The organism is Burkholderia sp. Bp8986, assembly GCF_003854225.1.
GTDB lineage: Bacteria > Pseudomonadota > Gammaproteobacteria > Burkholderiales > Burkholderiaceae > Burkholderia.
This window is the reverse complement of sequence record NZ_QTQM01000009.1, coordinates 69,175-96,166: the sequence shown is the minus strand read 5'-3', so window position 1 is coordinate 96,166 and position 26,992 is coordinate 69,175. Positions and strand designations below refer to the sequence as shown.

Genomic DNA, 26,992 nt, shown 5'->3' with positions numbered 1-26,992 from the left:
GTATCGCTGATTCACTCGCCCAGATACGCCGCCCGCACCTTCGGATCATCGAGCATCTGCTTCGCATCACCCGACATCGTGACGAGACCCGAGTCCATCACGTAGCCGCGATTCGCCGCCTGCAGCGCAAGACGCGCGTTCTGCTCGACCAGCAGGACGGTCATGCCTTCGGACGAAATCAACCGCACCACTTCGAAGATCTTCTCGACCATGATCGGCGACAGACCCATCGACGGCTCATCGAGCAGCAGCAGCTTCGGCCGCGAGATGATCGCGCGCGCCATCGCCAGCATCTGCTGTTCGCCCCCCGACAGCGTGCCCGCGTATTGTGATGCGCGCTCTTTCAGACGCGGAAAGAAGCCGAACATGCGGTCGACGTCCTTCTGGATGGCGTCCTTGTCGGTGCACAGATACGCGCCCATCTGCATGTTCTCGACGATCGACATGCGCGCGAAGATGCCGCGCCCTTCCGGCACCATCGCGAGACCGCGCTTGAGCAGCTCGTGCGCGGGCAGCCCTTTGATGGACTGACCCATGTACTCGATGTCGCCGGCCGCGTACGCCTTCAGGCCCGTGATCGCCTTCATCGTCGTGGTCTTGCCCGCGCCGTTCGCGCCGATCAGCGTGACGAGTTCGCCCTGCCCGACCTCGAGGTCGACACCCTTGACCGCCTGAATGCCGCCGTAGTTGACCTGCAGGCCCTTGATTTTCAACATTGCTTGCGTCGTGGACATCAGTGGACCCCCGCACCCAGATAAGCTTCGATCACCTTCGCATCCTTCTGCACGTCCTGCGGCAAACCCTGCGCAATCACCTTCCCATAGTCGAGCACTGTCATGCGGTTGCACAGGCCCATCACCAGTTTCACGTCGTGCTCGATTAGCAGGATGGTCCTGCCATCGGCGCGGATCTTGTCGAGCAGGCGCGTGAGTTCGACCTTCTCGGTCGCGTTCATGCCCGCTGCCGGCTCATCGAGCGCAAGCAGCTTCGGATCGGTCGCGAGCGCGCGCGCGATTTCCAAACGGCGCTGGTGGCCGTACGAGAGATTGCGCGAGGTGTAGTCGGCGTACTGCGCAATGCCCACGTATTCGAGCAGTTCGAGCGCGCGCTCCTTGATGTCGCGCTCTTCCTTGCGCTCAGCCGGCGTCTGGAACACCGCGCCCAACAGGCCGTGCTTCGTGCGCACGTGGCGGCCCACCATCACGTTTTCCAGCGCGGTCATACCGCCGAACAGGCGAATATTCTGGAAGGTGCGCGCGATGCCCGCCTTCGCCACCTGATACACGGCGGTCGGCGTATAGGTGTCACCGTCGAGCCGGAACTCGCCCGAGTCTGGCGTATAGAGGCCCGTGATCACGTTGAAGAACGTGGTCTTGCCCGCGCCGTTCGGGCCGATCAGGCCGTAGATGGTGCCTGCCTCGATCTGCAGGCCCACTTCGGAGAGTGCCTGCAGGCCGCCGAAGCGTTTGCTCACGCCCTTCACCGACAGGCGGATTGGTTTGTCGCTCATAGTCTGTTCTCCGTCCGGTCGTTTATGCGCGCACCGGCTTCTTGCTCGTGCGCTTCGCGATCTTCGCGATCTTGTCTTCGTGCTTCGCGGCAGGCCACAAGCCTTCCGAGCGGTAGAGCATGATGATGACCATCGCGAGGCCGTAGAGCAGCTGACGAATGACTTCGGTATCGACGACTTCATGGCCGAACAGCATGTGCTGCAGCGGGCCCATGGACGAGCGCAGGAACTCGGGAAAAATGGCCAGCAGCACCGCGCCGAGAATCACGCCCGGAATATGGCCCATGCCGCCCAGCACCACGCAGGCGAGCACCACGACCGATTCCCAGAACGTGAACGATTCCGGCGAGACGAAGCCCTGGAACGCACCGAACATCGCGCCCGAGAGGCCGCCGAACGACGCGCCCATCGCAAACGCGAGCAGTTTCACGTTACGGGTGTTGATGCCCATGGCCTTCGCGGCGATTTCGTCTTCGCGGATCGCGGCCCATGCGCGGCCGATGCGCGAGTGCTGCAAACGCGTGCACACCCAGATCACGATCAATGCGCAGAGCACGAACACGTAGTAGTAGCAGTACACCGCGGTAAACGTGAAGCCGAACAGCGTGTGCGGCTGCGAGAGATCCATACCCGCAACATGCAGCGGCGCGACCCCCGTAATGCCCTGCGGCCCGTTGGTGATGTTCACCGGACGGTCGAGGTTGTTCATGAAGATGCGGACGATTTCCCCGAAGCCGAGGGTCACGATCGCGAGGTAGTCGCCGCGCAGACGCAGTGTCGGCGCGCCGAGCAGGACGCCCGCTAGCGCGGCGAGCCCCATCGCCGCCGGCACCACGATCCAGTACGGCGTGTGCATCCCGCCCGGGAACATGTTGGCGATCCAGGCGAATTGCGTGGCGAGGTGCGGGGAAGTCAGCAACGCGGCGGTGTAGGCGCCCACCGCATAGAACGCGATGTAGCCCAAGTCCAGCAGGCCGGCGAAGCCGACCACCACGTTCAGGCCCAGCGCGAGCATCACGTAGAGCATCGCGAAGTCGAGCACGCGGACCCAGTAGTTGCCGCCCGTGGCGCCGACCACGAAGGGCAGCGAGGCCACGACGATGGCGGTCACGATGCCCACCGTGAGCGTTTTCGCGGTGTTTTTTTCAGGGATGAGCGTCGTCGGCGGCTCGATCGGTTGAATGGATGTCATGTTGTGTTCCCCTCTTTATGCGCGGTCCGCGACCCGTTCGCCCAACAGCCCCGACGGACGGAACACGAGCACGACGATCAGCACGACGAACGCAAACACGTCCTGATAGTTACTGCCGAACACGCCGCCCGTGAGGCTGCCGATGTAGCCGGCGCCAAGCTGCTCGATGAGGCCGAGCAGCACGCCGCCCACCATCGCGCCGCCCAGGTTGCCGATGCCACCAAGCACCGCCGCGGTGAACGCCTTCATGCCCGGGATGAAGCCCATATAGAAGTGGGCGTTGCCGTATTCGGAGGCGATCATCACGCCGGCCAGCGCGGCAAGCGCCGAGCCGATCATGAAGGTGGCCGAAATCACGAAGTTCGGATTCACGCCCATCAGGCTCGCGACGCTGGAGTTCTCGGCGATGGCGCGCATCGCGCGGCCGAGCTTGGTGTTGTGCACGAGCAGCAGCAGGCCCGCCATCACGAGGAACGCGACGACGATGATCACGATCTCGGTGGGCGAGATCACGGCGCCGACGCCGGTTTCAGTCGGCTTGATGACGTTGATGGGATCGGTCGAGATGAGCTGGGGGAACGCGAGCGGATTGCGGCCCCAGATGATCATCGCGAGCGTCTGCAGTAGGATCGACACGCCGATCGCGGTAATCAACGGGGCGAGACGCGGCGCGCGGCGCAGTGGCCGGTACGCGACCTTTTCAATCGCGTACCCGATGACCGCACACACGACCGCGGCGACCGCGAGCGCGATGCACAGCGTGGGGATGTTCCCGAGGCCCGGGAAGTGATTGTGGAGCACGTTGATCGCGGAGAGCGCGACCATGGCGCCCATCATGAGCACGTCGCCGTGCGCGAAGTTGATGATGCCCAGAATCCCGTACACCATGGTGTAGCCGAGCGCGATGATGGCGTAAATGCTGCCAAGTACCAGCCCGTTGATTAACTGCTGCAGGAAGATATCCATATCCGGTTTAGAGCGTCCGGCCGTTGTGCGCTTACGGAAATTACGCCCCGCACGACAGGATGCGTCGGCAGTCAGCGTTTTCGCTATCAAGACGGCGGGAGTGAGGGAAAAAGAGGAGGTGTACGACCGACACAACCGCATCACTGAAGTTGTGCCGGGTTGAACAACCGGCCCTGCCGGGTTAGTTCTTCACGTAGTCAAGGAGGGTTTGCTTTCCACCGACATACTTGTAGAGGGAAATCGTCCCGTGGACCAGGTCGCCCTTCGAATCGAACTGTGTCTGGCCGAGCACACCCTCGTAGTTCGTCGCTGGCATTGCGGCAAGAATCTTGTCGGGGGCCGTCGAGCCGGCGCGCTTCATCGCTTCGGCGATGACGTATACAGCGTCGTAAGCGAATGGCGAGTTGAGGACGGGGTGTGTACCGAAGCGCTTTTCGTAGCGCTGCATGAAGGCCGGGCCCTTGGGCATCTTCTCGAGCGGCGAGCCTGCGACGGAGCAGATCACATCATCGGCCGCGTCCCCGGCGAGTTTCGAAAGGTCGTCGGCACACAGGCCGTCGCCTGCAAGAATCTTCTGCGTCATGCCGAGCTGCTTGGCCTGCTTCGCAAACGGGCCGCCCGTTGCGTCGAGGCCCCCATACATGATTACGTCCGGATGCGCGCCCTTGATTTTTGTCAGGATAGCGCGGAAGTCGATAGCCTTATCGTTGGTCGCGTCGTGCGAAACCACCGAAAGGCCATCTGCCTTCGCACGTTTCTCGAATTCATTGGCCAGACCCTGCCCATATGCGGTGGCGTCGTCGACGATGGCAACTGTCCTGACTTTTAACTTCCGCATCGCGTAATCGGCGAGGGCCGGCCCTTGCTGGGCATCAGTTGCCACCACGCGGTATGCGGTCTTGAAGCCCTGGAGCGTGTACGCCGGATTCGTAGCCGACGGTGAGACCTGAACGATACCGGCGTCACGATAGATCTTGGAGGCCGGAATCGTCGTTCCAGAATTCATGTGACCGACTATCGCCACTACTTTGGCGTCGACAAGCTTTTGTGCGACCTGCGTGGCCTGGCGCGGATCGCCAGCATCGTCTTCGGTGTCGAGAACCAGCGTGACCTTCTTTCCGCCGACGACAAGCCCCTTTTCGTTGATTTCCTCGACCGCGAGCCTTGCACCGTTCTCAGTGTCCTTGCCCAGATATGAAGCCGGACCGGTGAGAGGCGCAACTTCACCGACTTTCACGGTTTCGTCGGCATGCGCCACCCCGGCAGAAACGGCAGCCAGCGCCCCCAGAATGCCAAAGGTCGTCGCACGGCGACCCAATATTTTGCTCTTGGTCATTGCATTACCTCATCGATAGTTATCTGCATCGAGGGCGATCCGCTGGATTGTCCCCGTCGCCTCTGTCCTTGTACCGCGCGGCAGGTGGTCTGCGCTGGCGAGACAAATTTATGCAGACACAAACCAGCGGCATTGCACCGATTTGCCAGAAAACAGAAGAAATGCGACAGCGGCGATGCGTACCGTGCGGTCTTATAATGGCGTGACACCGATTACTCGCGCTGCCCATGTTTTCCTCCGACGATCCCCCGGCCAAAGCGCCGCCGGCCCACGAACTGGTGGGCCGGCTTGACTCGCTTTCTACGGCACCCGAGTCGCTTCTGGGGCGTTCCGGCGCGGAGCTCAATGTCGGAATCCTGCTATGGCCGCGCTTTCCGCTCTTGTCGCTTGGCGGGCTCTGTGACGCGTTACGTCACGCTGCCGATCGCAGCGACCAGAGTCGTCAGTTGCGCTGTCTCTGGACGACGATTGGCGTGCACGACACCACCGTCGAATCGAGCTGCGGTATCGCTGTACCGGTGCAGGCGGCCTTTCCGGAAGTCGGGCAGTTCGACTACATCGTCGTCATCGGCGGCCTGCTGCCGCATCTCGAGAAGGTGGACAGGCGCTACTGGGACTACCTGAGCGCCGCCGCACAGGCGGGCGTTCCGCTGGTAGGCATCTGCACTGGTAGCTTTGTCCTCGCCCATGCCGGGCTCATGCAGGATCACGTCGCATGCGTGCACAGCTTTCACTTCGACGACTATCGCAACATGTTCCCCGGGCTACGCGTCGTCACGCATGCCGACTACTTTATTGACGGCGATCGCATCACGTGTGCGGGCGGCATCTCGGTCATCGAGCTCGCCGCGCGGCTCATCAATCTGCATTGCGGACCTGACCGCGCATCGAAGGTGATTCACCAGATGACCGTAAGTCGGCAGGCCGGCGCCTCGTTCATCGAGCGCCGCCGCGCACTGGGCTACCTGTCGGTGGACGATGCAAACGTACGCCATGCTGCGCTGCTCATGGAGGAAAACCTCGAAGCGCCGCTTAACATCGCGGTGATCGCGAAGATGATTGGCACGAGCGTGCGCCAGCTCGAGCGGGCATTCATGGCCGAGATGAAGGTGTCGCCGAATGAGTTCTATCGAGGTATGCGGCTACGCTACGCGCGCTGGATGCTGCTGAACACCGGGCGCAAGGTCACTGACATCGCATATGAGTGTGGTTTTGCCGATTCCGCGCATTTCATCAGGGTGTTCCGCGAGACCTACGGCGTGACCCCTGGCAAGCTGCGTGGTTCGCGCGCAGGTCCAACCGAGGACTGAAGCTGTGCGGCCGAGGGGGGGGGGCGACGCCATCGCTGCGCGCACCCTGTCCGGCGGAGATTCGTTGTCGCGTTTCTTCTGTTTTTTTGCTCTTCAGTGCAATCCCGCTGGTGTCGCCTGGCTCAACATCCTGTCTCGTGTGAGTGCACCGTGAAACAGGGAAACAAGCGACATGCAGATTGCCGTATTGGGTGCAGGTGTCGTCGGTCTGGCGAGCGCCTACTATCTGAACCGGGCCGGACATCAGGTCATCGTTATCGACCGGCATGGTGATGTGGCCGCCGAGACCAGCTTCGGTAATGGCGGCCAGTTGTCGTATAGCTACGTCGCGCCGCTTGCCGGGCCGGGCGTGCTGTCGAAGCTGCCCGCGTGGCTCGCTCGACGGGATTCGCCAGTGCGCTTCCGGCCGTCGGTGAGCACCGAGCAGTGGCTCTGGTGCCTGAAATTCGTGTTCGCCTGCACGCACCGGCGTAGCAATCTCACCACGCGCGAGTTGCTCTCGCTCTCATTTGCGAGCCGCGCGCTCATGCACCAACTCCTGCGCGACGAACCCACGCTCGACTTCGACTTTCAACACTCTGGAAAGCTCGTCCTGCACCGCGACGCTGCCGCCATGAAGGGTGCCATCGATTTGCTTGATTTCCAGCGCTCGCTCGGCTGCGAGCAGGAGGCACTGTCTGCCGCCGAATGCGTCGCGCTCGAACCCGCACTGACTGATGTGCGCGAGCTGATTGTCGGCGGTATCTATACGCGTAGCGAAGATACAGCCGATTGCCATCGCTTTAGCAAAGGTCTTGAAGCCATTTTGAGGGCACGCGGCGTGCAGTTTGCGATGAATACGCGCATCGACGCACTGGAGGTCGCCAAAGGCGGACACATCGTAGCGCGCAGCGGCGGCGGGACACTCGAAGCGGACCATGTCGTCGTAGCTGCCGGGGCAAGCGCTGCGCACCTGCTCCAGCCATTGGGCGTTCGTGTGCCCGTCTATCCTCTCAAGGGCTACAGCCTGACCTACTCGCTGGGACCTCAGGCAATAGCACCGATGTTGAGTGTTACCGATTTCGCCCGCAAAGTGGTCTATGCGCGACTTGGCGACCGGTTGCGCGTGGCAGGTATGGCCGACCTAGACGGGTACTCCCTGAAGTCCGATCCATCACGCGTTGCCGCGCTACATGCGGAGGCCGCCGCGCTGTTCCCTCAGGTTGTAGCCAATCACGCTGACGCCACTGAGTGGACCGGGCTGCGTCCCGCCACGCCACGCGGCAAGCCGATTATCGGGCCCACGCGTTATCCGAATCTCTGGCTCAACATCGGGCATGGTGCGCTCGGTTTTACGTTGGCCTCCGGTTCAGCTGCGTTGCTCACGGGTTGGATCGACGGCAAGCCTGACTCGTCGCTGTCCAGCTTTTTCGCGCTCGCCCAATGAGCCGTGCAGCCTGTGGCGCACGGCTGTCCTCAATCAAAAATTCCTCGAGTCGATACCGAATGAAAGACAAACCCAATATTGTGGTCATCGGCACGGGCGGTACGATTGCCGGCCGTGGCGCAAGCGCTGTCGACACTTCAGCATACGCGTGCTCAGTGCTCCCGATTGATGAAATCTTGTCGGCCATTCCAGAAGCGTCGTCGCTCGCAAACCTGAGCGCAGAACAGCTGCTGCAGGCGGGCTCAGAGAACTTCAACGAACAGCACCTGCTCATGATCGGGAAGCGGGTGTCCGAGGTGCTCAAGGACGACACAGTAGACGGTGTCATTCTCACGCACGGCACTGACACCATCGAGGAAACCGCGTACTTTCTGCATCTGACGTTGAAGAGCGTGAAGCCCGTCGTTGTAGTTGGTTCGATGAGGCCGCCATCGGCGATGAGCTCCGACGCATCGCTGAATCTCTACGACGCGATTGCGGTAGCCATTCATCCGTCCTCGCATGGAAAGGGAACGCTTGTCGTCGCAAACGAAGAAATCCACACTGCTCGAGACGTTACGAAGACAAACAGCTTCAAGCTCGAGGCATTCCGCTCGCCCTACGGCGCGCTTGGTTACGTGACCCAAGGCAAGCCTCGCTACTACCGCATGCCATCGCGCGATCATACTGTTTCCACCCCGTGGTCCATCGACGACATCAAGGCGTTGCCAAAAGTCGACGTCGTCTACGCCTACGGCGCGCTTGGCAGTAGTCTCGTCCGCGCCATTGCAGCGGATGCGCGCGGCCTTGTCTTCGCTGGCACCGGCAACGGCAACATCGCGGAGCATATGGTCGGGCCGCTGCGGGAGGCAACGCGCGGCGGCATGCACGTGGTGAGGGCTTCGCGCACAGGCAGTGGCATAGTCGTGCGCAACGGCGCGCAGCCTGACGACGACTATGACTGGATCGTCGTCGACGATCAGGCGCCTCAAAAGGCTCGCATTCTCCTGATGCTGGCGATGCTCAGCCATCCGGATGACCGCCGCGCATTGCAGGCAGCCTTCTACCGCTTCTGAACCCTGCCAGGAAATACCATGTACATCATTACCGACGATCAGGTTCAACGGCTGATCACCATGGGCGACGCCATTGAAACAATGCGCTTTGCGCTTGCTGAACAAGGCCGCCGGCACGCAAAGATTCAGTCACGCGTGCGCACGCTCGGCGAAAACGTGTCGTTGAGCACGATGGGGGCAATTCTGCCCGCTGCCGGCGTGTGCGGTGCGAAGGTCTACTCGACGCACAACGGCGTCTTCGACTTCGTGATTCCGTTGTTTTCCACTCGTGACGGCAGGTTGCTCTCCATTATCCACGGCGGCGCACTCACGGAATACCGCACAGCGGCGGTAACCCGCGTCGCGTTTGATACGTTTGGCCGCACCGATGCTGAGGCTCTGGCCGTGTTCGGAACTGGCGTCCAGGCGAGAGCCCACATCCGGGCGCTTGTCGAGAATTCGGGCATCAAGCGCGTACTGGTGGTCGGCATCGAGGGCGTGCAGGAAGCGATTGCGCAAATGCAGGCGCGTTACGCTGGCGTACGCTTTGAGGCCTCAACCGCAGAAACAGCGGTGCAGGTGGCCGACGTCGTTGTCACTGCAACCCGCAGCACGGTCCCGCTCTTCGACGGCGCCGACCTCAAACCAGGAACCTTCGTCGCAGCGATCGGCTCCAGCAAGCCAAGCGCACGCGAAGTGGACGATACGACGCTTTCCCGGGCCGGCATGATTGTTGTCGAATCACTAGAGCAGGCAGAGAAAGAGGCGGGGGATCTGCTGATGGCGGCGCCGGGTGTCGTTGACTGGAGCACCGTTGCGGAACTCGGCGATGTCATCGCCAATGGAGTTGCCGGGACGCGCTCGCAAGCCGATATAACGGTCTTCAAATCGCTTGGGATTGCGCTTGCCGACGTTGCACTCGGCGAGCTGGTCACGCGCAGGGCGATGGCAGTGGCGGAGGCTGAGCTAGGACCGGACGTCCAGATGTCTCGGTAGAGAAACAGGTAAACGTCTCTTTGTGGCCGAACTCGGCCGGCCGCCACCCGGCGCCCGCGACAGACGCAGATCGACCCATTACCGACCATCGATCAGTCGCCACCTCAACGGCCGCTCTCAGGAGAGCACCGGCCGACGGTCACAGATGCCCCCAAGGTCGGTCGGCAATCCCTTACCGCGCCCGGCGTGCACGTCGTCGACCGGGCACGCGGCCGGCCTGTCATGTCGCCACCAACACGGCGAGCTGCATGCGTCAATGCATGGGCGTCAGCGCGCCGTGCTGCGTCATTCACTGCGGTTAGCGCAGCGCTCGGAAACTCACACGAAGCTCTTCCGATAGTGCCTGAGGCTGCTCCCACGCTGGAAAGTGCCCACCTTTCGACAAACGATTGAAGTGAACCAGCCTGGGATAGGCGGCTTCCGCCCAACTCTGCGGCGCAGCGTAGATCTCGTCGGGAAAAACGCTGACGGCCACCGGAATCGCAACATGTTTCGGGGCAAAGAAGCTCAGCTTGCTCTCCCAGTACAATCGCGCCGATGAGACGGCCGTGTTCGTCAGCCAGTACAACGTGACGTTGTCGAGAACGTCGTCCCGTGTCAGCCCTTCAGACTCGCCATTGAATACGCGTGTAATGAGTGCGAGGCCCGAGGCGTCGTGGTCCAGCATCCACGCTGCGAGCCCGACGGGCGAATCTTCGATCGCATACAACGTCTGCGGTCGGTTTGCCATTTCCTGCGCATAACCGAGCCCGTGCTTGTAGAAGAAATCGAGCTGGTCGAACGCGTGTTTTTCATCGGATGAGAGTCCGGACGGTGCCGGATCGCCGAATTTCAGTGCCGTCGCGATGTTGTCCGGCACGGTTGCCGGCATGTTGGTGTGGATGCCGAGCAGCCCCGGTGGCTTCAGCAGGGCCATTTGCTCCGTGACCGCGTTTCCCCAGTCACCGCCTTGCGCGACGTATCGCTCGTACCCGAGACGTTGCATCAGAGCGACCCACGCGCGAGCGATGCGCTGCGGATCCCAGCCAGTCGTCGTTGGTTTGCCCGAGAAACCATACCCGGGCAACGAGGGAATCACGACGTTGAAAGCATCCGACAGCGACCCGCCATGCGCTGTCGGATTGGTGAGTGGATCGATAATTTTCAACTGTTCGACGATCGAACCCGGCCAGCCGTGCGTGACAATGATCGGTAGCGCGTTTTGATGTTTCGACCGCACATGAATGAAGTGAATGTCGAGCCCGTCGATCTCGGTAACGAATTGTGGCAACGCGTTGAGCCTTGCCTCGATCTTGCGCCAGTCGTATCTCGTCGCCCAGTAGTCGGCGAGCTTTTGCATCGTTGCAAGCTGCACACCCTGCGAAGCATCGTGCACGGTCTCGCGCTCGGGCCACCGAGTTGCCTTGATGCGTCGCCGCAATTCGACGAGCCGAGACTCCGGCGCATGCACGTGCAACGGCCGGATCGCGGTTTCGTCGCCGCCGGCCGACGTGGCGATGTCGCCGACGGGTCGATCCGCCCCGGCGAAAGCGGCCGCATTGAACGAGCCTGCCACGGCGGCTGCCACTGCGACGCCCATGAAATGACGGCGCGATGCGGTCGTCGGAGAAACATCAATTGACATACAAACTCCAGTGTTCAGTACAGAAAGTCGGTGAATCAACCAACACGACGAGTGCGTTTGTCGATCGCCCTATATATCAGTACTGCTTATTGATATGAACCAAAGATACAGACTCGTTTGCCACGCTTATGCGAGATACCCTGTTACGCCATCCCAAAGCAGTTTCATCGCGGCCACCACCAGCAGTCCGTAGCAGGCTCGATAAACCTGACGTTGATCCAGTTTCGCGTGAAGTCGCCAACCGGTCACGATACCAGCAGGAATTGCGCAGAGGCAGACCGCCATCACGATCCAGACATTACCGGTCGGCCTGGCCAGCAGCAGCCATGGCACTGCCTTGGTCGCGTTCCCCACGGTAAAGAACATGCTCGTCGTCCCCGCATACACTTCCTTGCTGAGGCCAAGAGGCAGCAGATACATTGCGAGCGGCGGGCCGCCCGAATGCGCGACCATCGTGGTCACGCCCGAGGCGAGACCCGCTGTGATCGCCTTTGGCCTGGAACGCGGACGGACCGTCAACGCTGCGCCTCCGACCAACCATAGTCCGACGAAGATCAGCGTAATCGCCGCCATCACAATTGCAATCGCGCGGTGGTCGAGCAGTCGGAAGGTCAGATAGCCGGCGCCGATCCCGGTCACCAGTCCCGGCAAAAGCAGCAACAGGTCCGGCTTCGACCATGTCGAAGGCTTCCAGTAGCGCAATGCGAACAGGTCCATTGCGATGAACAACGGCGCGAGCATTCCGCCCGCGGTAACCGGATCCATCACCAACGACAGCAGTGGAATACCGACGATCGAAAAGCCGCCGCCGAACGCCCCTTTCATGAACGAGATCACGAACACACCCGCAAAGGCGATCAGTATCGTCATGAATGTCAGTTGCAGATCCATGCCGGTCGACGAGATCATCCCGATGACCTCGCGCGATCGACGTCACACCCGCCCAACAGGTGTGAAGGTCCCGTCGTCCTTCCCGCATGCGCGGGGCGGGCGGCAAACGAAGCGGTGAAAGGCATATTGCATCTCCATGAATGCTCCGAGGTCAATGCGACGCCTGCGCGGATTTCGTCGAAACAAGGCGCGTGCAGATAGGCCGTGGAAGCGTTGCAATCCCGGTACAATCTGGGGTGAAGACAGAATGCACCGGATGATATATCGGTGCAATAAATACATTGATCTCGGTGCAATATTCATTGAACTCGGTGCATTGAATGTCAAAGTCGGAATACCTGAAGTTGGCCGACGCGATCGCCGCGGACATTGCTGACGGAACGCTCAGGCCGGGCGACCGGCTTCCTCCGCAGCGGAATTTCGCGGACCAGCGCAAGATCGCCGTGTCGACGGCCAGCAGGGTCTATGCAGAGTTGTTGCGACGAGGGCTCGCCGTCGGTGAGGTAGGGAGAGGAACGTTCGTTTCGGGCGACGCAAGGCGCGGAGCGGCGGCGCCAAGCGAACCGCGGGACGTCCGGATCGATCTGGAGTTCAATTACCCGATACTTCCCGACCAAGCGACACTCATCGCGAGAAGCCTGAGCGGGCTCGAAAGGGCTACCGAACTCGCGAGCGCCCTGAGTCAGGCAACAAGCAGTGGAACGCCCGCTCTGAGGAACGTCGCGGCCGCATGCCTGACACGCGACGGTTGGGCGCCTTCTCCTGAGCAATTGGTCTTCACGGGGAATGGACGACAAAGCATTGCCGCCGCGGTCGGCGCCATTGTTCCGACGGGCGGGCGCTGCGGCGTCGAATCCCTGACCTACCCGTTTATCAAAGGTATCGCGGTTCGGCTCGGTATCACATTGGTTCCACTCGCGATGGACGAAGGCGGCGTGCGCCCCGACGCCATACTCAAAGCGCACCGGGAGGCAAATCTTTCGGCGATCTATATTCAGCCCGCAATCCAGAATCCGTTGGGCATGACGATGAATGCTGCGCGACGAGAAGATCTTTTGCGTGTCGCAGAAAAGCTCGGCATTCCGATCATCGAGGACAATGTGTACGGTTTCCTCGACGACGAGCCGCCGCTTGCGGCGCTTTCACCCGAGAATTGCGTTGTGATCGACAGCCTGTCGAAGAAGGTAGCGCCGGGATTGACGCTGGGATTCGTCGTGGCGCCGCGTAGGTTACGTGAAACCGTGATGGCGTCGGTGCGCTCGGGCGGATGGACGGCATCGGGATTTGCCTTTGCGGCCACGCAGCGCTTGATGAGCGACGGTACGGTTGCCGAACTCGCACGACTGAAACGCCTCGACGCCGTGGCCCGTCAGAAGCTGGCCGCCGACCGTCTGTCGGATTTCGACATTCAGACGAACGGAAAGTGCTTTCATCTGTGGTTGAAGCTTCCAGCCCATTGGCGCTCGCAGGCGTTAGTCGCAGCCGCAGCCCGACGAGACATCGCGTTGACGCCGTCGACCACCTTCGCGGCCTCGCCAGGCCATGCGCCGAACGCCGTCAGGCTTGCGCTTGCTGCGCCAACCATGGGGCAGCTCGATGCGGGTCTGCTCACACTGAGCGGAATCCTGAATTCAAGAGAAGAGGATTTCGCGTCGACCGAATAAAGTCTGCGACCAGACTTCGAATTGGCATGTGCGAATGACGCTTGTTGGCCGAACCCGGAAGTACGAGTCCGGCCCGTCAGCGAGGTATTGTCACGATGACCGAGCTTCTGCAGTTGCCCGCCGGGCTACGCGCAGAAGAAGATTTCGGCAGGGATGTGCAGCTACGGTCGACCCAAATACGTCGTTGACAGAGTGCCGTCGTTCGACGGTCCGCACGCGAAGGTCAATTGACCGCATGGAAGCGATGTGTGAATGGCGGTTCGAAGTACGGGCAGATGGCCGAACGCCGCCAGCGCGCCCGACGTTCCCCGAAAATTCGAACGGAACCAAAACAGGCCGACGGGCAGGGTACCCGTCAGCCTGTTCGAAACGAGTGCGAACCGTGCGTTACTTCGCCGCGAGCGCGCTTGCCACGCCCTTGTCGGTCCACGCGTTATCGGCCACGTTCAGCTTCTGCGGAATCAGCTTCGCCGCATGGAACGCATCGGCCACGCCCTGCTGAACCGCGACGATCTTCTCATCGACCGGCACCGCGCCGAACGGCACACGCTTGATCCACGTTTCCACGAGCGGCTGCGGCAGGCCGACCTTCGGCGCGATCAGCGCGGCCGTCTCGGCCGGGTGCCCGTTGACCCAAAGGCCCGTCTCGCGCAATTGCTTCAGGATCGTGCCGACCACGTCGGCATGTTGCTCCGCGAAGCCACGCGTTGCCTCGTAGAAGTTGTTCGCGGGCGTGAGGCCCGTGTAGTCGGACAGCGTGCGGATCTTCAGCGAATTCTGCGCGGCCGCGTAGTACGGATCCCACACGGCCCACGCGTCGACGTTGCCGCTCTCGAACGCGGCGCGCGCGTCGGCGGGCGGCAGGTACACCGGGTGAATTTCGTCGTAGCGTACGCCGGCCTTTTTCAGCGCTTCGAGCAACAGGTAGTTCGCGCTCGAACCCTTCTGCAGCGCGACCTTCTTGCCGCGCAGGTCGGCGAGCGAGCGGACCGGCGAATCGGCCTTCACGAACACGGCCTCGTTGTGCGGCGACGGCGGTTCCGCGGCGACGTACACGAAGCGCACGCCGGCCGCCTGCGCGAACACCGGCGGCGGCGCGCCCGTGTAGCCGAAGTCGATGCTGTTCGCGTTCAGCGCCTCGAGCAGTTGCGGGCCGGCCGGGAATTCGAACCACTGGACGGTGTAGCCGAGCGGCTTGAGCCGCGTCTCGAGCGAGCCCTGCGTCTTGACGACCGACAGCAGGCCGGCCTTCTGGTAGCCGATGCGCACGACCTTGTCGGCGCTGCCTTGCGCGAAGGCCGATGTGGCGGCGACGGCGACGAGCGCCGTCGCGGCGGTGCGGGTGATCCAGCGGGTGAAACGAATCATCGAACGGACTCCATGCGAAACGTCTTCGGGGAGCGGCGTGTGCCGCTCGGTTGGAAGAATCGTCGCATGGGCGGTCGGGCCCGCAAACCAAGCAATGCCGATATGAATATGACGGCGGCGGTCCTATGCTTTGTCGCCGTCGCCTTGCGGGCCGGACGCATCGGACCTATCCGACGTGCCGGCCTGGCGTGCCGCTTCGTCACTGAGTTTCCGGTCGAGGATCGTCGCGACACGGCCGCCCAGATACGCACTGGCGGCGTTCTCGAGCGCGCGGTTCGTCTCGCCCTCGACGAACACGGCCGCGAGCGGGCGCAGGCGCCAGATCGCATCGACGAGCGCGGGCACGTCGGTGACGGGCGGCAGCGTGCCTTCGTCATAGCGGTCAAGCCGCTTCACGACGAGATCGACGAGCAGCCGCGCGATCGCGTCGAAGTGCGGCCGCGCGAGGCTGATCACGTCGAGCAGCTCGCGCGGCGGGATGCCTTCCTTCGTCATCGCGGCTGCCGCCTCGAGCAGCGCGGGGCTTTTCGCGACGAACGACAGGCCGCGCCGTTCGAGCAGCCCGAGTTCAGTCACGCGCGACAGTTGCGACGCCGTCTGCGGGCCGAACATCTGCGCGAGTTGCGCGAGCGAATAGGTTTTCGGCAGTTCGTGCGACCAGCGGCCGCCGATCGCGTTTTCCAGGCCGAGGATCGAGCGCAGGTCGTGACCCTCGTCGATCGCCATGATCAGGTCCTGGATGTTCGACAGCGTGTAGCCGCGCGCGAGCAGGTGGTTGATCAGCTTCAGGCGCGCGACGTGCGTGTCGTCGTAGATGCCGACGCGCCCGCGCTTCTCGGGCGGCGCGAGCAGCCCGCGATCCTGGTACGCGCGGACGTTGCGCACGGTCGTGTCGGACACGCGAGCGAGTTCATCGACCGTGTACTCGTTGCGGGAATCCGGCGCGGCCTCGTCTGGCATGGTTGGAGTCTGTTTTGACATGCGGCCATTCTAGCGCGACGCGACAGGCTCGGGCGCGGCGGGGAGCGTGCGTGCGCCGTCGCCGAGCGCGCGCTGCATCAGCGCGGTGTCGATCCAGCGGCCGTGCTTGAAACCGACCGCCTTCAGCACGCCGGCCGGCTCGAAACCGAACGCGCGGTGCAGCGACGTCGACCCGCCGGTGCCGCCGTCGGCGATCACCGCGATCATCTGCCGCCACGGGCCGGTTTCGCAGCGCGCGATCAGTGCCGCGAGCAGCGCGCGGCCGATGCCGCGGCCGCGCTGCGTGTCGTCGATGTAGATCGAATCCTCGATCGTGTGGCGGTACGCGCTGCGCGTGCGATACGGCGTTGCGTACGCGTAGCCGGCGATGCGGCCGTCGCATTCCGCGACGAGATAGGGCAGCCCGTGACGCAGCACTGCGTCGCGGCGCGCGCGCAGTTCGTCGATGTCGGGCGGCGCCTCCTCGAACGACGCGACGCTGTGGCGCACGTGGTGCGCGTAGATCGCGTGAATGGCGTCGAGATCGGTATCGGTCGCGTCGCGGACGACGCAGGCGGCGGGGGTGGCGGACATGGCAACGGGCGGAGGCATGGGCAAACCCTTACTATGCGGGCGATTGCCCGGCGCGTAAAGCGACGGCCGGGCGACGGCCGGACGTCGCGCGTCGTCGCATTCAGTTCGGCAGCCGCTTCCTCTGCGTATCGCGCGGCAACTCGTTGAAGCGGGCGAAGTAATAGCCCGAAAAGCGGCCAAGGTGGCCGAAACCGAACGTCAGCGCCGTATCGGTAATGCTGGCCATCGGGTCGGTCAGCAGTTGCACGCGGGCGGCGTCGAGCCGGATGTTGCGCAGCAGTTCCATCGGGGTTGCGCCGTGGTAGCTGCGGCACAGCACGTTCAGCGTCCGGAAGCTGACGCCGGCCGCCCTGGCGAGATCCTCGAGCGAAATGGGCGCGCAGAGTCGCGCATGGATGAATTCGAGGAGCGCGTCCATTTGTCGGATGCCGCCCGGGGATCCGGATGTCACCGGTGGGTTGCACGCTTCCGGTGACGCGAGGGCATTCCCGGTTGCCGACGGCGGCGGGCAATGTACGAGCAGGAATAACGCGAGGCTGCGTTCGAAGTGGTCGCGCCACTCGGCCCGAATGCCGCCGTCGCCGGCCAGCGCGAGGACGTTGAGCAGCAACTGTGCGATCAGGTCCCATTGCGAGGCCAGTGCAGGCGGCAACAGAAATCCCGGCGCGAGGGCGGGCGGTCCGTCGTCGGGCGGGTGGCCGGAAACCGCCCGCAGCAGCGCATCGGGGACCTTGACGATCAGTTGCCGGGTGCCGGGCCGCCAGCGCAGGCGCACGCGCGTCCTGGGCGCGAGCACGGCGGTCCGTCCTTCGAGCACGTCCATCACATGTCCGTCGCAGTCGATTTCGGCGCCGCCGGCGAGCGACGTGTGGACGAGCGAAAAGCCGTCGAACGGGCGCGGCACGACCTCGACTTCGGCGCCGTACTGCAGCGCGTAGACGCTCAGACGATTCAGTCGCCCCTTGAAAAGCGCGGCGTCGGGCACGCCGTGCTTCCAGCGCAGCACATGCTCGGCCAGTTCCGCCGAAACCTGCTCGTGCGCATCCGTGCGCGATCCGGATCGGAACAGGCAATTCCGGTACAGCGCGGACAGCACGTCCGCATTCGGCGTGAGGGGCATGGGGCGTCTCCTGTGCGGCATTTCCGTGCAGTGCATCCGGCTGGGCCGCGGATGCGCGTCGTGCCGCATCGGTTTTTCTTGCGTGCGCGAAATCTCCTGAATGGATGATATTGATCTTCGTCAGGCTTGTCTAAGGTATCGCACGGGGTTGCAAGAATCGGACAGTCCTGTTCCCGCTCAGGAAAAATCCGGATAGAGCCCGGCGTGAGAAAAAAACGGATTGAATTCGTGCGCGGCATGCAAATTCCGGATAGTGGGAATCATTGTGGCTTCCTACACTGCGTCGACGTTCGACCGGAAGCCGGTGCATCTCGTAAATAAATTCGGATAACTACTAAATATGCGGGCCGGCCGATCGTACTGATTCGAAGCCTCCCCACTGGAAAAGGAAGGAACTCCATGCGTCAAATCAATCTGCAGGCGCTCTCGGACGATGCGCGGCTGGGCCCGCTGCACGGTGTCGTGCTGTTCTGGTGCGCGCTGATCATCGTGTTCGACGGCTACGATCTCGCGGTGGCCGGCATCGCGCTGCCGGCGATCATGAAGAACATGGGCGTCAGCCCCGCGCATGCCGGCTTCATGGTGAGTTCGGCGCTGTTCGGCATGATGTTCGGCAACATCGTGTTCGGGACCGTCGCCGAGCGGATCGGGCGCCGGCGGGCCATCGCGGCCTGCCTGACGCTGTTCAGCGTCTTTACCGCGGCGGCCGGGCTGGCGCCGACGCCCGCGTTGTTCGGCGCCGCCCGCTTTCTGGCGGGGATCGGCATCGGCGGCGTGATGCCGAACGTGATCGCCCACATGACCGAGTACGCGCCGCGCCGCATGCGCAGCACGCTGGTGACGCTGATGTTCAGTGGCTATTCGGTGGGCGGCATGCTGGCGGCCGTGATGGGCAAGGGGATGATCGAGGCGTACGGATGGCGGTCGGTGTTCGTCGCCGCGGGCGCGCCGGTGCTGCTTGTCCCGCTGCTCATGAAATGGATGCCGGAATCGATGTCGTTCCTGATCAGGCGCGGCAGGACGGGCGAGCTCGCGCGCATCGCGTGCCGGCTCGATCCCGCTTACCGGCCCCGACCGGACGACTGCCATGTCTTGCCGCGGGAGGAACAGGCGGGCAACGCGCCGGTGCGCCGGCTGTTCGACGACGGTCGCGGGATCAGCACGGTCATGTTCTGGATTGCCTGCTTCATGTGCCTGTTCATGGTGTACGCGCTCAGTTCGTGGCTGACCCGGCTGATGGCCGGGGCGGGCTACAGCCTCGGTTCCGCGTTGACGTTCGTGCTGGTGCTGAACGCCGGCGCGATGGTCGGCGCGATCGGCGGCGGCTGGCTGGCCGATCGCTTTCCGATCAAGACGGTGCTCGTTTCGATGTATCTGCTCGCGGCGATCTCGATCACGCTGCTCGGCTACAGGATGCCGACTGCGCTGCTGTTCGTGCTGGTCGGGCTGGCCGGCGCGTCGACCATCGGCACGCAGATCGTCAACTGCGCGTATGCGGGGCAGTTCTACCCGGTCGCGATCCGCTCGACCGGCATCGGCTGGACGCTGGGCATCGGCCGCGGCGGGGCGATCCTGGCGCCGATCGTCATCGGCGTGCTGGTCGGCATTGATCTGCCGCTGGAGCGCAACTTCATGGCGATCGGGCTGCCCGCGCTGGCGGCGGCGCTCGCGGTCGGCCTGATCGATCATCGACGCTCGGCTTCGCATCGAGATCAGGCGGGCAGCCCCGGCGAACGGCAGCAGGCATATGTCAAGCAATCCTGAGCAGTGCGCCGGCGCAAATGCGGCGCGACGGGGCGCTGCGTCGTGTGGCGCATGGAAAGCCCCGGTCATGCGGATCGGCTCCGCTGAGAGGCGGACGGTTGCGAAGCGGCGAGCGCTTGCATGGGCGCTGACGGCGGCATCCGGCATCGCGCATGCGCAAGGCGGCACGACGTTGTACGGCATTGTCGATACAGGCATTTCCTATTACAACCGCGCGGCGAAGGGCGGATCGACGGTGGACATGCCGCACCTGACGGGCGCAATGCCGTCGCGGTGGGGCGTGAAGGGCGTCGAGGAGCTCGGCGGCGGATACCGGGTGTTCTTCGTGCTGGAAAGCGGCTTCCAGCCCGGCACGGGCCGGCTCGGTGGCGGCGGGCGATTGTTCGGCCGGCAGGCGAACGTCGGGCTGGGCGGCGCCTATGGAACGCTCACGCTCGGCAGGCAGATGAACATGACGGCCCATGCGCTCGCCAACGCCGACGTGATCGGGCCGTCGATCCATTCCCCGAGCAACTTCGACGCGTATCTGCCGAATGCTCGAAGCGACAATGCGATCGGCTACCTGGGCAAGTTCGGCCGATTCACGATCGGCGGCACCTACAGCTTCGGGCGCGACGCCGCCGGGCCGGCCGGCCCCTCCGCCACTGGCTGCGCGGGGCAGGTGCCCGGCAGTCCGCTCGCGTGCCGGCAATATACGGCGCTGGTCGCATACGACACGCCGCGTTTCGGTTTCGCCGCGTCCGGCGATGTCAAGCGCGGCGGACCGGGCGCGGCGCCGCCGCTAGGCAGCAGCGCCCATACGAGCACGCACACCGTCGTCGACGGCTACGCGTTGGTGGGGCGAGCGAAGCTCGGCGCGGGGTGGATACGAAACAACGTCGCGGCCTCGGCCCATGTGCAGACCGATATCCTGTTCGCCGGGGTGACCTACGCGCGGACGCCGGCGGTATCGTTCGACGCGCAAGGCACGCGCTACCTGCAACGCGGGTCGGCGCGCAATACCGGCGCGAGCGCGACCCTGCTGGTCGGGCGTGCCAGTTACCTGCTGTCGAAGCGCACGCGCGTCTATACGTCGGTCGGCTACATGCTGAACGGCCCGACGGCGGCCAAGGCCGTCGCCGCCGGCGGGACGGTCGACGCGGGGCGTGACCAGTTGGGAATCATGGCCGGGTTGCAGCAGAAGTTCTGACGGGGCCGGGGCGTCAGAGCCGCCCGTCGGCCGCATGCACCGCGTCGGCGATTGCATCCGCGACGCGTTGCACGCGCGGCGACCGGCGCACGTCAGGATGAACGACGAGCCAGATTTCGCGCTCGATGTCGCAGCGTGGTGCGGCAGTGAGTTCGACGAGCGCCGCGGGGGCGGCTGCGTCGGTTGCCGCGGCGGCACGGGCGGGTTGGTGGGCGTTGGCGCGGGCACCGGCCGCGTCGCGGGGACCGCCGGTTTCGGATTCGCCGGGCGACCGGGACGCTGCCGGCAGGGCGTCGAGTGCTGGATCGTCGACGAGAAAGCGCGGCAGCAACGCGATTCCCGCACCGGCCACGCACGCACGATGCAGCGCGGCCAGGTCGTTGGCGACGAACGCGAAGCGGCGCCCGGCCGCGAAGCGCTCGAGCCATTGCTGCTGCGGCATTTGCGCGAGCGCGTCGTCGTAACCGAGGAATGCCCAGGTGTCGGGCGGCGCGGCGGCCCAGTCGGGCGACGCGCACAGCGCGAAGCGCATCGTGCCGAGCCGGCGCGCGGCCAGCCCCGGCTCGTTCGGTCGTGACAAGCGCACGGCGAGGTCGGCTTCGCGCGCATACAGGTTGGCCGCGTGCATTTCGCCCATCAGGTCGATCCGCAGCGCGGGCCACGCGCGCTGCGCGCGGGCGAGCCGCGGCGCGAGGAAGTGGCTCGCGAACACCGGCGACGCGGACACGCGCACCACCCCCTCGAGCGCCGCCGCCCCCTGCGCGGTGCGCGCGAACGCATGTACGTCGGTTTCGACGCGCGCCGCATGTTCGGCGAGATGCAGCCCTTCGTCGGTCGGCGGCCAGCCGCGCGGCAGCCGGTCGAACAGCCGGATGCCGAGCGCGGACTCCAGCGCGTCGATGCGCCGGGCAACCGTCGAATGCTGGACCTGCAGCGCCCGCGCCGCGGCCGACAGGCTGCCGCCGCGCATCACCGCGAGGAAATAGCGGAGGTCGTCCCAGCTCATCGGCGGCGCGGACACTGCCGTTGGTTCGGTCGAATTTTGCACAGTAGATGGGCGCGTAACGGGAATTCCGTTCGATTATGCACGATGGGATGATCGTGTCACTTCATTCGATCGAGAGGAACGCCATGACCCAAACTGCCACCGCCACCCGGATCGGGATCGACCGCTACGGCGACGCCGGCGTGCTGCGCCGTGTCGATGCGCTCGTCGTGCCGCCCGGTGCCGGCGAGGTGCGGATTCGCCAGACCGCCGTCGGCGTGAATTTCGTCGACATTTATTTCAGGACCGGCGCGCACCCGTTGCCGGCATTGCCGGACGCGCTCGGCGTGGAGGCGGCCGGCGTGGTCGAGGCGGTCGGGCCCGGCGTGACGGCGCTCGTCCCGGGCCAGCGCGTTGCCTATGCGGGATTGCCGACCGGCAGCTATGCGAGCCTGCGCACGCTGCCTGCCGAGCGCGTGGTGCCCGTGCCCGACGGCGTGAGCGACGACGCGGCCGCGGCCGGGCTGCTGAAAGGCATTACTGTTTACATGCTGCTGCACCGCGTGCGGCAGGTCGGCGCCGGCGAGACCGTGCTCGTGCATGCGGCGGCCGGCGGCGTCGGCTTGCTGGCGACGCAGTGGGCGCGCGCGCTCGGCGCACGGGTGATCGGCACGGTCGGCTCGGCCGCGAAGGCGGCGCTGGTGCGCGCGCACGGGGCGGAAGCGGTGGTCGATTATCGCGAGGCGGATTTCGTCGCGGCGGCCCGCGCGTTCGGCGGCGGCGCGGGCGTCGACTACGCGATCGACGGAATCGGCGGCGACGTGCTGACGCGTACGCTCGGCGCGGTCCGGCCGTTCGGGATGGTCGCGAGCATTGGGCAGGTCGCCGCGATCGGCGCGCGGCAGACGATCGATCTCGACGAACTCGGGCCGGCCCGCTCGATCGCGCTGGCGCGGCCGAGCGTGCTGGGTTTCATCGCGCGTGACGTGGCGGGGTATCGGGAAGCGGCGCGCGCGACGCTCGAGCGGCTCGCGGGCGGGATGCACGTGGAGATCGGCGCGCGGCTGCCGCTCGAACAGGCGGCCGACGCGCATCGCTTGCTGGAGTCGCGGCAGACGACGGGCGGGGTGGTGCTGGTGCCGTGACGGCGGGCGGGGCGGCACGGCGATCGCAAATCGGGAGAACGGTCGCCTCGTGGCTTCGATCGGCCGGCGATCGCTGCCGCCGGCCTGCGAATCAGTTGTGCTTGCGCAGCGGCGCGCTCTCGACGAACCAGGCGAGCACGAACGCGATCGCGATCACGCCGGCCGCCGCGAGATACACCACGTGCAGCGACCCGGCGAACGCATGCAGGTAAGCATCGCGCACCGCATCCGGCAACTGGTGCACGGCCGCCGGGCCGAGCGCGGGCGGCAGCTCGGTGCCGGCCGGCAGCGCCTGCACGATCCGCGACTGCAGCCCGTGCGAGAACAGTGCGCCGAACGCGGCGACGCCGAGCGAACCGCCGATCGAGCGGAACAGCGTCGCGCCCGACGTCGCGACCCCCATGTGCCGGAATTCGACCGTGTTCTGCACCGCGAGCGTCAGCACCGGCATCACCATGCCGAGCCCGATCCCGAGCAGCGCCATGTACGCGTACATCGTGTGCAGCGGTGTGTCGAGCGACAGCGTCGACAGCAGCGCCATCGCGACACCGCCGATCAGCGTGCCCGCGATCGGAAACGGCCGATACGTGCCGAGCCGCGAGATCAGCCGACCGCTGACCACCGACATCGCGAGCATCCCGCCCATCATCGGCAGCAGCTGCATCCCGGCCTGCGACGGCGTCGAGCCTTTCACGACCTGCAGATAGAGCGGAATGAACGTGACCGAACCGAACAGCGCGATGCCGACGACGAAGCCGATCAGGCTCATCAGCACGAAGGTGCGCTGGCGGAACAGTTCGAGCGGCATGATCGGCTCGGCCGCGAGCCGCTCCTCGTAGATGAAGCCGCCGACCGCGACCACGCCGAGCACCAGCGTCATCCATAGTTGCGGCGACGACCACGGCAGCAGCGAACCGCCTTCGCTCGTGAACAGGATCACGCAGGTGAGGGCCGTCGCGAGGAACGCGGCGCCCATGTAGTCGATCCGGTGCTTCACGTGGGCGGTGTGCGGCCGGAACGCGATGCCGATCACCGCGAGCGCGAGCAGGCCGAGCGGCAGGTTGATCGTGAAGATCCAGCGCCATGACAGGTGTTCGACCAGGAAGCCGCCGAGCAGCGGCCCGACGATCGTCGCAAGGCCGTACACGCCGCCGAACATCCCCTGATAGCGCGCGCGTCGGTCGGGCGGCACGAGATCGCCGATCGCGGCCATCGTGACGACCATCAGCCCGCCGCCGCCGAGCCCCTGCAGCGCGCGCAGCACGATCAGTTGCGTCATGTCCTGCGCGATGCCGCACAGCGCGGAGCCGGCGAGAAACAGCACGATCGCGGCCTGCAGCACGATCTTGCGGCCGTACAGGTCGCCGAGCTTGCCGTACAGCGGCAGCACGACCGTCGACGACAGCAGGTACGCGGTGACGACCCATGACAACTGGTCGAGGCCGCCGAGCTCGCCGACGATGGTCGGCAGCGCGGTCGACACGATCGTCTGGTCGAGCGCGGACAGCAGCATGACGAGCAGCAGCGCGGCGACGATCAGCCCGGTCGGCGCGTCGCGGCGGGCCGCGTCGGCGGCTGGCGGGGCAAGGAGGGTATCGGTTCTCATCGAGATATCTGCCATGGCAGGGAATTGAGCGAAATATAGAGATAATTTATTGCCTGGTCAATTTCTGCCGGGCCTCGATTTGTTGCATCGGTAACAGGAGATTGCCGGCCGGGAAAATTGATCGCGATCAGCCCGACGGCGGACCGGACTCAAGTTTTTTGCAGGCAAACCGTAATCCAGAGTGCCGCGGACCGATTGCCGCGGCACCCTTTATCGCTCCCGTCCCGTCATGAACCTGAACGCCCTGTTTTCCCGTTTCTCGATCCGTACGCGGATTTTTTCCACGCTCGGGCTCGTCGCCGTGCTGCTCGTCGTGTCGGGCCTGATCGGCCTGACCGGCATGCAGCGCTCGAACCGCGCGCTCGACGAAGCCTATACGCGCGAGCTGGCCGCGAAGACCGCGCTGTCCGCCGCGAGCCTGAATCTGACGATCGTGCGCACCACGCTCGACCGCGCGATGCTGCATCCGGAGGCGCCGGAAGTGCCCGAGATCGTCAACAAGGCCGAGGGCTATCTCGCGAAAGCCGACGCCGCGTGGCGCACCTACGCGACGATGCCGCACGACGGCGACGAAGGCCCGCTCGCGACCCGGCTCGACGCCGCGCGCCAGGCGCTGATCGGACAGGCGTTGAAGCCGATGATCGACGCGATCCGCGCGGGACGCCGCGACGACGCCGACCGCCTGCTGATGACGGTCGCGCCGCCGCTGTCGGTCGCGCTCACGCAGGCGACCGACGCGCTCGACGCGTACCAGGCCGCGCGCGGCAAGGACGTCTACGACACCGCGCAGACCTATTACGGCTGGATGCGCGCGGGCGCGATCGCCGGCATCGCGTTCGGTCTCGCCGCGTGTCTCGGCTGCGCGGTCGGCCTGCATTTCGCGATCACGCAACCGGTGAACCGCCTGCTGTCGCATTTCCGCCGCCTGTCGGACGGCGACCTGACGTCGGAAGTGCGCTGGTCGTCGCGTGACGAGATGGCCGAGCTGGTCAAGGGCGTGACGGGCATGCAGCGCAGCCTTGCCGATACGGTGCGCCAGGTCAGCCAGGGTTCCGAAGCGATCTCGACCGCGACGCACCAGATCGCGGCCGGCAACACCGACCTGTCGCAGCGTACCGAGGAGCAGGCGTCCGCGCTGCAGGAGACGGCCGCGAGCATGGAACAGCTGACGGCGACCGTGAAGCAGAACGCCGATCACGCGGTCGAGGCGCAGGCGTGCGCGGACAACGCGAGCGAGATCGCGACGCGCGGCGCGACGGTCGTCGGCGAGGTGATCGGCACGATGAACGAGATCGACCAGAGTTCGCAGAAGGTGGCCGACATCATCGGCACGATCGAGGGCATCGCGTTCCAGACCAACATCCTCGCGCTGAATGCGGCGGTCGAAGCCGCGCGTGCGGGCGAGCAGGGCCGCGGCTTCGCGGTGGTCGCGGGCGAGGTGCGCACGCTCGCGCAGCGCTCGGCGTCGGCCGCGAAGGAGATCCGCACGCTGATCGGCGAGTCGGTCGAGCGCGTCGCGACGGGGTCGCGGCTGGTCGGCGTGGCCGGCGCGACGATGCAGGACATCCAGCAGGCGATCGGCCGTGTGACGGGCATCATGACCGAGATCGCGGCCGCGTCGAACGAGCAGCGCGACGGGATCGAGCAGGTGAACCGCGCGGTGTCGCAGATGGATCAGGTGTCGCAGCAGAACGCGGCGCTGGTCGAGCAGGCGGCGGCGGCTGCGGCCTCGCTCGAGGAGCAGGCCGATGGGCTGCGGCGGGCGGTGGGGGCGTTTCGGGTAGCTTGAGGAACGGTGGTTACCTCGACATGTTTCACCGTCGACGTGACGCCGTCTGATGTTCAGACGGCGGGATGAGCGCTGAACCCGATCGCCTCGCACAAGACCGCGACCTCTGCGCCGCATGATGGATCGAGTACGAACAGAGCCTTTCGACCTGCGGCGAAATCGGCCAGATACTGATTTGCCAGAGACTCGTCGATATTCGCCGCCTCGAAATCTTCTCTGCTGTTGATCCATTTCAACCACTGGCCCACCTCCGCTGCCGAGAACGGGTAGGCAGGGGAAATCAGAAGGCGTGACACGACGTTCTGTTCTGCAAAATCGAACACTCGCTGGCAGATGACGCCGGTGAAGCGGAAGGTGTTGACGTCACCGCCGACTCGACTGAATCGAAGGCGTAACTCTCGATCGGTCGGACGATGGTCGATCGTAACGAGTTCGGCATCGTGGAAGGACGGTATTTGTTCGAGCCCGATCACGCTTCGATAAGTCACGTTCCCGTGAATGAAATTGCGGTTCATGCGTTCCG

General features: G+C 64.7%; 23 protein-coding genes. 9 read left to right on the top strand and 14 right to left on the bottom strand.

Annotation, left to right across the window (positions count from 1 at the left end; genetic code table 11):
- Positions 1–11: 11 nt before the first annotated feature.
- The 5 genes from DID99_RS11575 to DID99_RS11555 form a co-directional block, all read right to left on the bottom strand.
- Complete coding sequence (locus tag DID99_RS11575) at positions 12–716, bottom strand: ABC transporter ATP-binding protein (RefSeq protein WP_124666724.1); 705 nt, start codon at positions 714–716, stop codon at positions 12–14.
- A 17-nt stretch (positions 717–733) separates the two neighbouring features.
- On the bottom strand, positions 734–1,510 hold the full coding sequence (locus DID99_RS11570; RefSeq protein WP_124666723.1) for an ABC transporter ATP-binding protein: 777 nt from the start codon (positions 1,508–1,510) through the stop codon (positions 734–736).
- 22 nt (positions 1,511–1,532) lie between these two features.
- Entirely contained in the window at positions 1,533–2,702 is a 1,170-nt protein-coding gene (locus DID99_RS11565) for an ABC transporter permease subunit (RefSeq protein WP_124485197.1), read from the bottom strand.
- A 15-nt stretch (positions 2,703–2,717) separates the two neighbouring features.
- Complete coding sequence (locus DID99_RS11560; RefSeq protein WP_124666768.1) at positions 2,718–3,668, bottom strand: branched-chain amino acid ABC transporter permease; 951 nt, start codon at positions 3,666–3,668, stop codon at positions 2,718–2,720.
- Between the two features lie 181 nt (positions 3,669–3,849).
- Entirely contained in the window at positions 3,850–5,004 is a 1,155-nt protein-coding gene (locus DID99_RS11555) for a branched-chain amino acid ABC transporter substrate-binding protein (RefSeq protein WP_124485196.1), read from the bottom strand.
- A gap of 227 nt (positions 5,005–5,231) precedes the next feature.
- Here DID99_RS11555 and DID99_RS11550 point away from each other — a divergent pair, with 227 nt between their 5' ends.
- The 4 genes from DID99_RS11550 to DID99_RS11535 all read left to right on the top strand — a co-directional run bounded on the left by DID99_RS11550 (position 5,232) and on the right by DID99_RS11535 (position 9,770).
- The gene (locus DID99_RS11550; protein ID WP_124666722.1) at positions 5,232–6,314 is read left to right on the top strand and encodes a GlxA family transcriptional regulator; all 1,083 of its coding nucleotides are present in this window, start codon (positions 5,232–5,234) and stop codon (positions 6,312–6,314) included.
- Between the two features lie 172 nt (positions 6,315–6,486).
- Positions 6,487–7,740, top strand: a complete 1,254-nt coding sequence (locus DID99_RS11545) for a D-amino acid dehydrogenase (RefSeq protein WP_124666721.1) — start codon at positions 6,487–6,489, stop codon at positions 7,738–7,740.
- Positions 7,737–8,795, top strand: coding sequence for an asparaginase (locus tag DID99_RS11540; RefSeq protein WP_124485193.1), 1,059 nt, complete (start codon positions 7,737–7,739; stop codon positions 8,793–8,795). The genes DID99_RS11545 and DID99_RS11540 overlap by 4 nt, the downstream gene beginning before the upstream one ends.
- Positions 8,796–8,813: 18 nt before the next feature.
- Positions 8,814–9,770, top strand: a complete 957-nt coding sequence (locus DID99_RS11535; protein ID WP_124485192.1) for an ornithine cyclodeaminase family protein — start codon at positions 8,814–8,816, stop codon at positions 9,768–9,770.
- A gap of 298 nt (positions 9,771–10,068) precedes the next feature.
- Here the strand turns inward: DID99_RS11535 and DID99_RS11530 are convergent, their stop codons facing one another.
- Positions 10,069–11,394 carry an epoxide hydrolase family protein gene (locus DID99_RS11530; protein WP_124666720.1) on the bottom strand — a complete coding sequence of 442 codons (1,326 nt, stop codon included), beginning with the start codon at positions 11,392–11,394 and terminating at the stop codon, positions 10,069–10,071.
- Between the two features lie 126 nt (positions 11,395–11,520).
- Positions 11,521–12,303, bottom strand: coding sequence for a sulfite exporter TauE/SafE family protein (locus DID99_RS11525; protein WP_124666719.1), 783 nt, complete (start codon positions 12,301–12,303; stop codon positions 11,521–11,523).
- Positions 12,304–12,605: 302 nt separating this feature from the next.
- On the opposite strand from DID99_RS11525, the gene DID99_RS11520 reads away from it, so the two are divergent.
- On the top strand, positions 12,606–13,949 hold the full coding sequence (locus tag DID99_RS11520; protein WP_124666718.1) for a PLP-dependent aminotransferase family protein: 1,344 nt from the start codon (positions 12,606–12,608) through the stop codon (positions 13,947–13,949).
- Positions 13,950–14,336: 387 nt separating this feature from the next.
- Here DID99_RS11520 and DID99_RS11515 read toward each other — a convergent pair whose 3' ends face one another.
- The 4 genes from DID99_RS11515 to DID99_RS11500 form a co-directional block, all read right to left on the bottom strand.
- Positions 14,337–15,317: a sulfonate ABC transporter substrate-binding protein gene (locus DID99_RS11515; RefSeq protein WP_124520741.1), complete on the bottom strand. Its 981-nt coding sequence runs from the start codon at positions 15,315–15,317 to the stop codon at positions 14,337–14,339.
- A 123-nt stretch (positions 15,318–15,440) separates the two neighbouring features.
- The gene (locus DID99_RS11510) at positions 15,441–16,298 is read right to left on the bottom strand and encodes a MerR family transcriptional regulator (protein WP_124521827.1); all 858 of its coding nucleotides are present in this window, start codon (positions 16,296–16,298) and stop codon (positions 15,441–15,443) included.
- Between the two features lie 9 nt (positions 16,299–16,307).
- Complete coding sequence (locus DID99_RS11505; RefSeq protein ID WP_124666717.1) at positions 16,308–16,871, bottom strand: GNAT family N-acetyltransferase; 564 nt, start codon at positions 16,869–16,871, stop codon at positions 16,308–16,310.
- A 100-nt stretch (positions 16,872–16,971) separates the two neighbouring features.
- Positions 16,972–17,991 carry an AraC family transcriptional regulator gene (locus tag DID99_RS11500; protein ID WP_124666716.1) on the bottom strand — a complete coding sequence of 340 codons (1,020 nt, stop codon included), beginning with the start codon at positions 17,989–17,991 and terminating at the stop codon, positions 16,972–16,974.
- A gap of 399 nt (positions 17,992–18,390) precedes the next feature.
- On the opposite strand from DID99_RS11500, the gene DID99_RS11495 reads away from it, so the two are divergent.
- Both DID99_RS11495 and DID99_RS11490 read left to right on the top strand, forming a co-directional pair.
- Complete coding sequence (locus DID99_RS11495) at positions 18,391–19,755, top strand: MFS transporter (RefSeq protein ID WP_124666715.1); 1,365 nt, start codon at positions 18,391–18,393, stop codon at positions 19,753–19,755.
- Between the two features lie 67 nt (positions 19,756–19,822).
- Positions 19,823–20,944 (top strand): porin, encoded by a 1,122-nt coding sequence (locus DID99_RS11490; protein WP_124666714.1) that lies wholly within the window; start codon positions 19,823–19,825, stop codon positions 20,942–20,944.
- A 13-nt stretch (positions 20,945–20,957) separates the two neighbouring features.
- On the opposite strand, the gene DID99_RS11485 is transcribed toward DID99_RS11490, so the two are convergent.
- A complete protein-coding gene (locus DID99_RS11485) occupies positions 20,958–21,950 on the bottom strand; it encodes a LysR family transcriptional regulator (protein WP_124666713.1) in 993 nt (330 codons plus the stop codon).
- Positions 21,951–22,075: 125 nt separating this feature from the next.
- Here DID99_RS11485 and DID99_RS11480 point away from each other — a divergent pair, with 125 nt between their 5' ends.
- On the top strand, positions 22,076–23,074 hold the full coding sequence (locus DID99_RS11480) for a quinone oxidoreductase (RefSeq protein WP_124666712.1): 999 nt from the start codon (positions 22,076–22,078) through the stop codon (positions 23,072–23,074).
- A 91-nt stretch (positions 23,075–23,165) separates the two neighbouring features.
- Here DID99_RS11480 and DID99_RS11475 read toward each other — a convergent pair whose 3' ends face one another.
- Positions 23,166–24,680 (bottom strand): MDR family MFS transporter, encoded by a 1,515-nt coding sequence (locus tag DID99_RS11475; RefSeq protein ID WP_124646320.1) that lies wholly within the window; start codon positions 24,678–24,680, stop codon positions 23,166–23,168.
- Between the two features lie 229 nt (positions 24,681–24,909).
- Here DID99_RS11475 and DID99_RS11470 point away from each other — a divergent pair, with 229 nt between their 5' ends.
- Positions 24,910–26,469 (top strand): methyl-accepting chemotaxis protein, encoded by a 1,560-nt coding sequence (locus tag DID99_RS11470; RefSeq protein ID WP_124666711.1) that lies wholly within the window; start codon positions 24,910–24,912, stop codon positions 26,467–26,469.
- Between the two features lie 53 nt (positions 26,470–26,522).
- On the opposite strand, the gene DID99_RS11465 is transcribed toward DID99_RS11470, so the two are convergent.
- On the bottom strand, positions 26,523–26,984 hold the full coding sequence (locus tag DID99_RS11465) for a hypothetical protein (RefSeq protein WP_124666710.1): 462 nt from the start codon (positions 26,982–26,984) through the stop codon (positions 26,523–26,525).
- Between the last annotated feature and the right edge of the window lie 8 nt (positions 26,985–26,992).

Bases quoted from the DNA above. Each gene is read 5' to 3' on its own strand.
- DID99_RS11575 (WP_124666724.1), bottom strand. From the start codon at position 716: ATGTTGAAAATCAAGGGCCTGCAGGTCAACTACGGCGGCATTCAGGCG.
- DID99_RS11570 (WP_124666723.1), bottom strand. From the start codon at position 1,510: ATGAGCGACAAACCAATCCGCCTGTCGGTGAAGGGCGTGAGCAAACGC.
- DID99_RS11565 (WP_124485197.1), bottom strand. From the start codon at position 2,702: ATGACATCCATTCAACCGATCGAGCCGCCGACGACGCTCATCCCTGAA.
- DID99_RS11560 (WP_124666768.1), bottom strand. From the start codon at position 3,668: ATGGATATCTTCCTGCAGCAGTTAATCAACGGGCTGGTACTTGGCAGC.
- DID99_RS11555 (WP_124485196.1), bottom strand. From the start codon at position 5,004: ATGACCAAGAGCAAAATATTGGGTCGCCGTGCGACGACCTTTGGCATT.
- DID99_RS11550 (WP_124666722.1), top strand. From the start codon at position 5,232: ATGTTTTCCTCCGACGATCCCCCGGCCAAAGCGCCGCCGGCCCACGAA.
- DID99_RS11545 (WP_124666721.1), top strand. From the start codon at position 6,487: ATGCAGATTGCCGTATTGGGTGCAGGTGTCGTCGGTCTGGCGAGCGCC.
- DID99_RS11540 (WP_124485193.1), top strand. From the start codon at position 7,737: ATGAGCCGTGCAGCCTGTGGCGCACGGCTGTCCTCAATCAAAAATTCC.
- DID99_RS11535 (WP_124485192.1), top strand. From the start codon at position 8,814: ATGTACATCATTACCGACGATCAGGTTCAACGGCTGATCACCATGGGC.
- DID99_RS11530 (WP_124666720.1), bottom strand. From the start codon at position 11,394: ATGTCAATTGATGTTTCTCCGACGACCGCATCGCGCCGTCATTTCATG.
- DID99_RS11525 (WP_124666719.1), bottom strand. From the start codon at position 12,303: ATGATCTCGTCGACCGGCATGGATCTGCAACTGACATTCATGACGATA.
- DID99_RS11520 (WP_124666718.1), top strand. From the start codon at position 12,606: ATGTCAAAGTCGGAATACCTGAAGTTGGCCGACGCGATCGCCGCGGAC.
- DID99_RS11515 (WP_124520741.1), bottom strand. From the start codon at position 15,317: ATGATTCGTTTCACCCGCTGGATCACCCGCACCGCCGCGACGGCGCTC.
- DID99_RS11510 (WP_124521827.1), bottom strand. From the start codon at position 16,298: ATGTCAAAACAGACTCCAACCATGCCAGACGAGGCCGCGCCGGATTCC.
- DID99_RS11505 (WP_124666717.1), bottom strand. From the start codon at position 16,871: ATGTCCGCCACCCCCGCCGCCTGCGTCGTCCGCGACGCGACCGATACC.
- DID99_RS11500 (WP_124666716.1), bottom strand. From the start codon at position 17,991: ATGCCCCTCACGCCGAATGCGGACGTGCTGTCCGCGCTGTACCGGAAT.
- DID99_RS11495 (WP_124666715.1), top strand. From the start codon at position 18,391: ATGCGTCAAATCAATCTGCAGGCGCTCTCGGACGATGCGCGGCTGGGC.
- DID99_RS11490 (WP_124666714.1), top strand. From the start codon at position 19,823: ATGCGGATCGGCTCCGCTGAGAGGCGGACGGTTGCGAAGCGGCGAGCG.
- DID99_RS11485 (WP_124666713.1), bottom strand. From the start codon at position 21,950: ATGAGCTGGGACGACCTCCGCTATTTCCTCGCGGTGATGCGCGGCGGC.
- DID99_RS11480 (WP_124666712.1), top strand. From the start codon at position 22,076: ATGACCCAAACTGCCACCGCCACCCGGATCGGGATCGACCGCTACGGC.
- DID99_RS11475 (WP_124646320.1), bottom strand. From the start codon at position 24,680: ATGAGAACCGATACCCTCCTTGCCCCGCCAGCCGCCGACGCGGCCCGC.
- DID99_RS11470 (WP_124666711.1), top strand. From the start codon at position 24,910: ATGAACCTGAACGCCCTGTTTTCCCGTTTCTCGATCCGTACGCGGATT.
- DID99_RS11465 (WP_124666710.1), bottom strand. From the start codon at position 26,984: ATGAACCGCAATTTCATTCACGGGAACGTGACTTATCGAAGCGTGATC.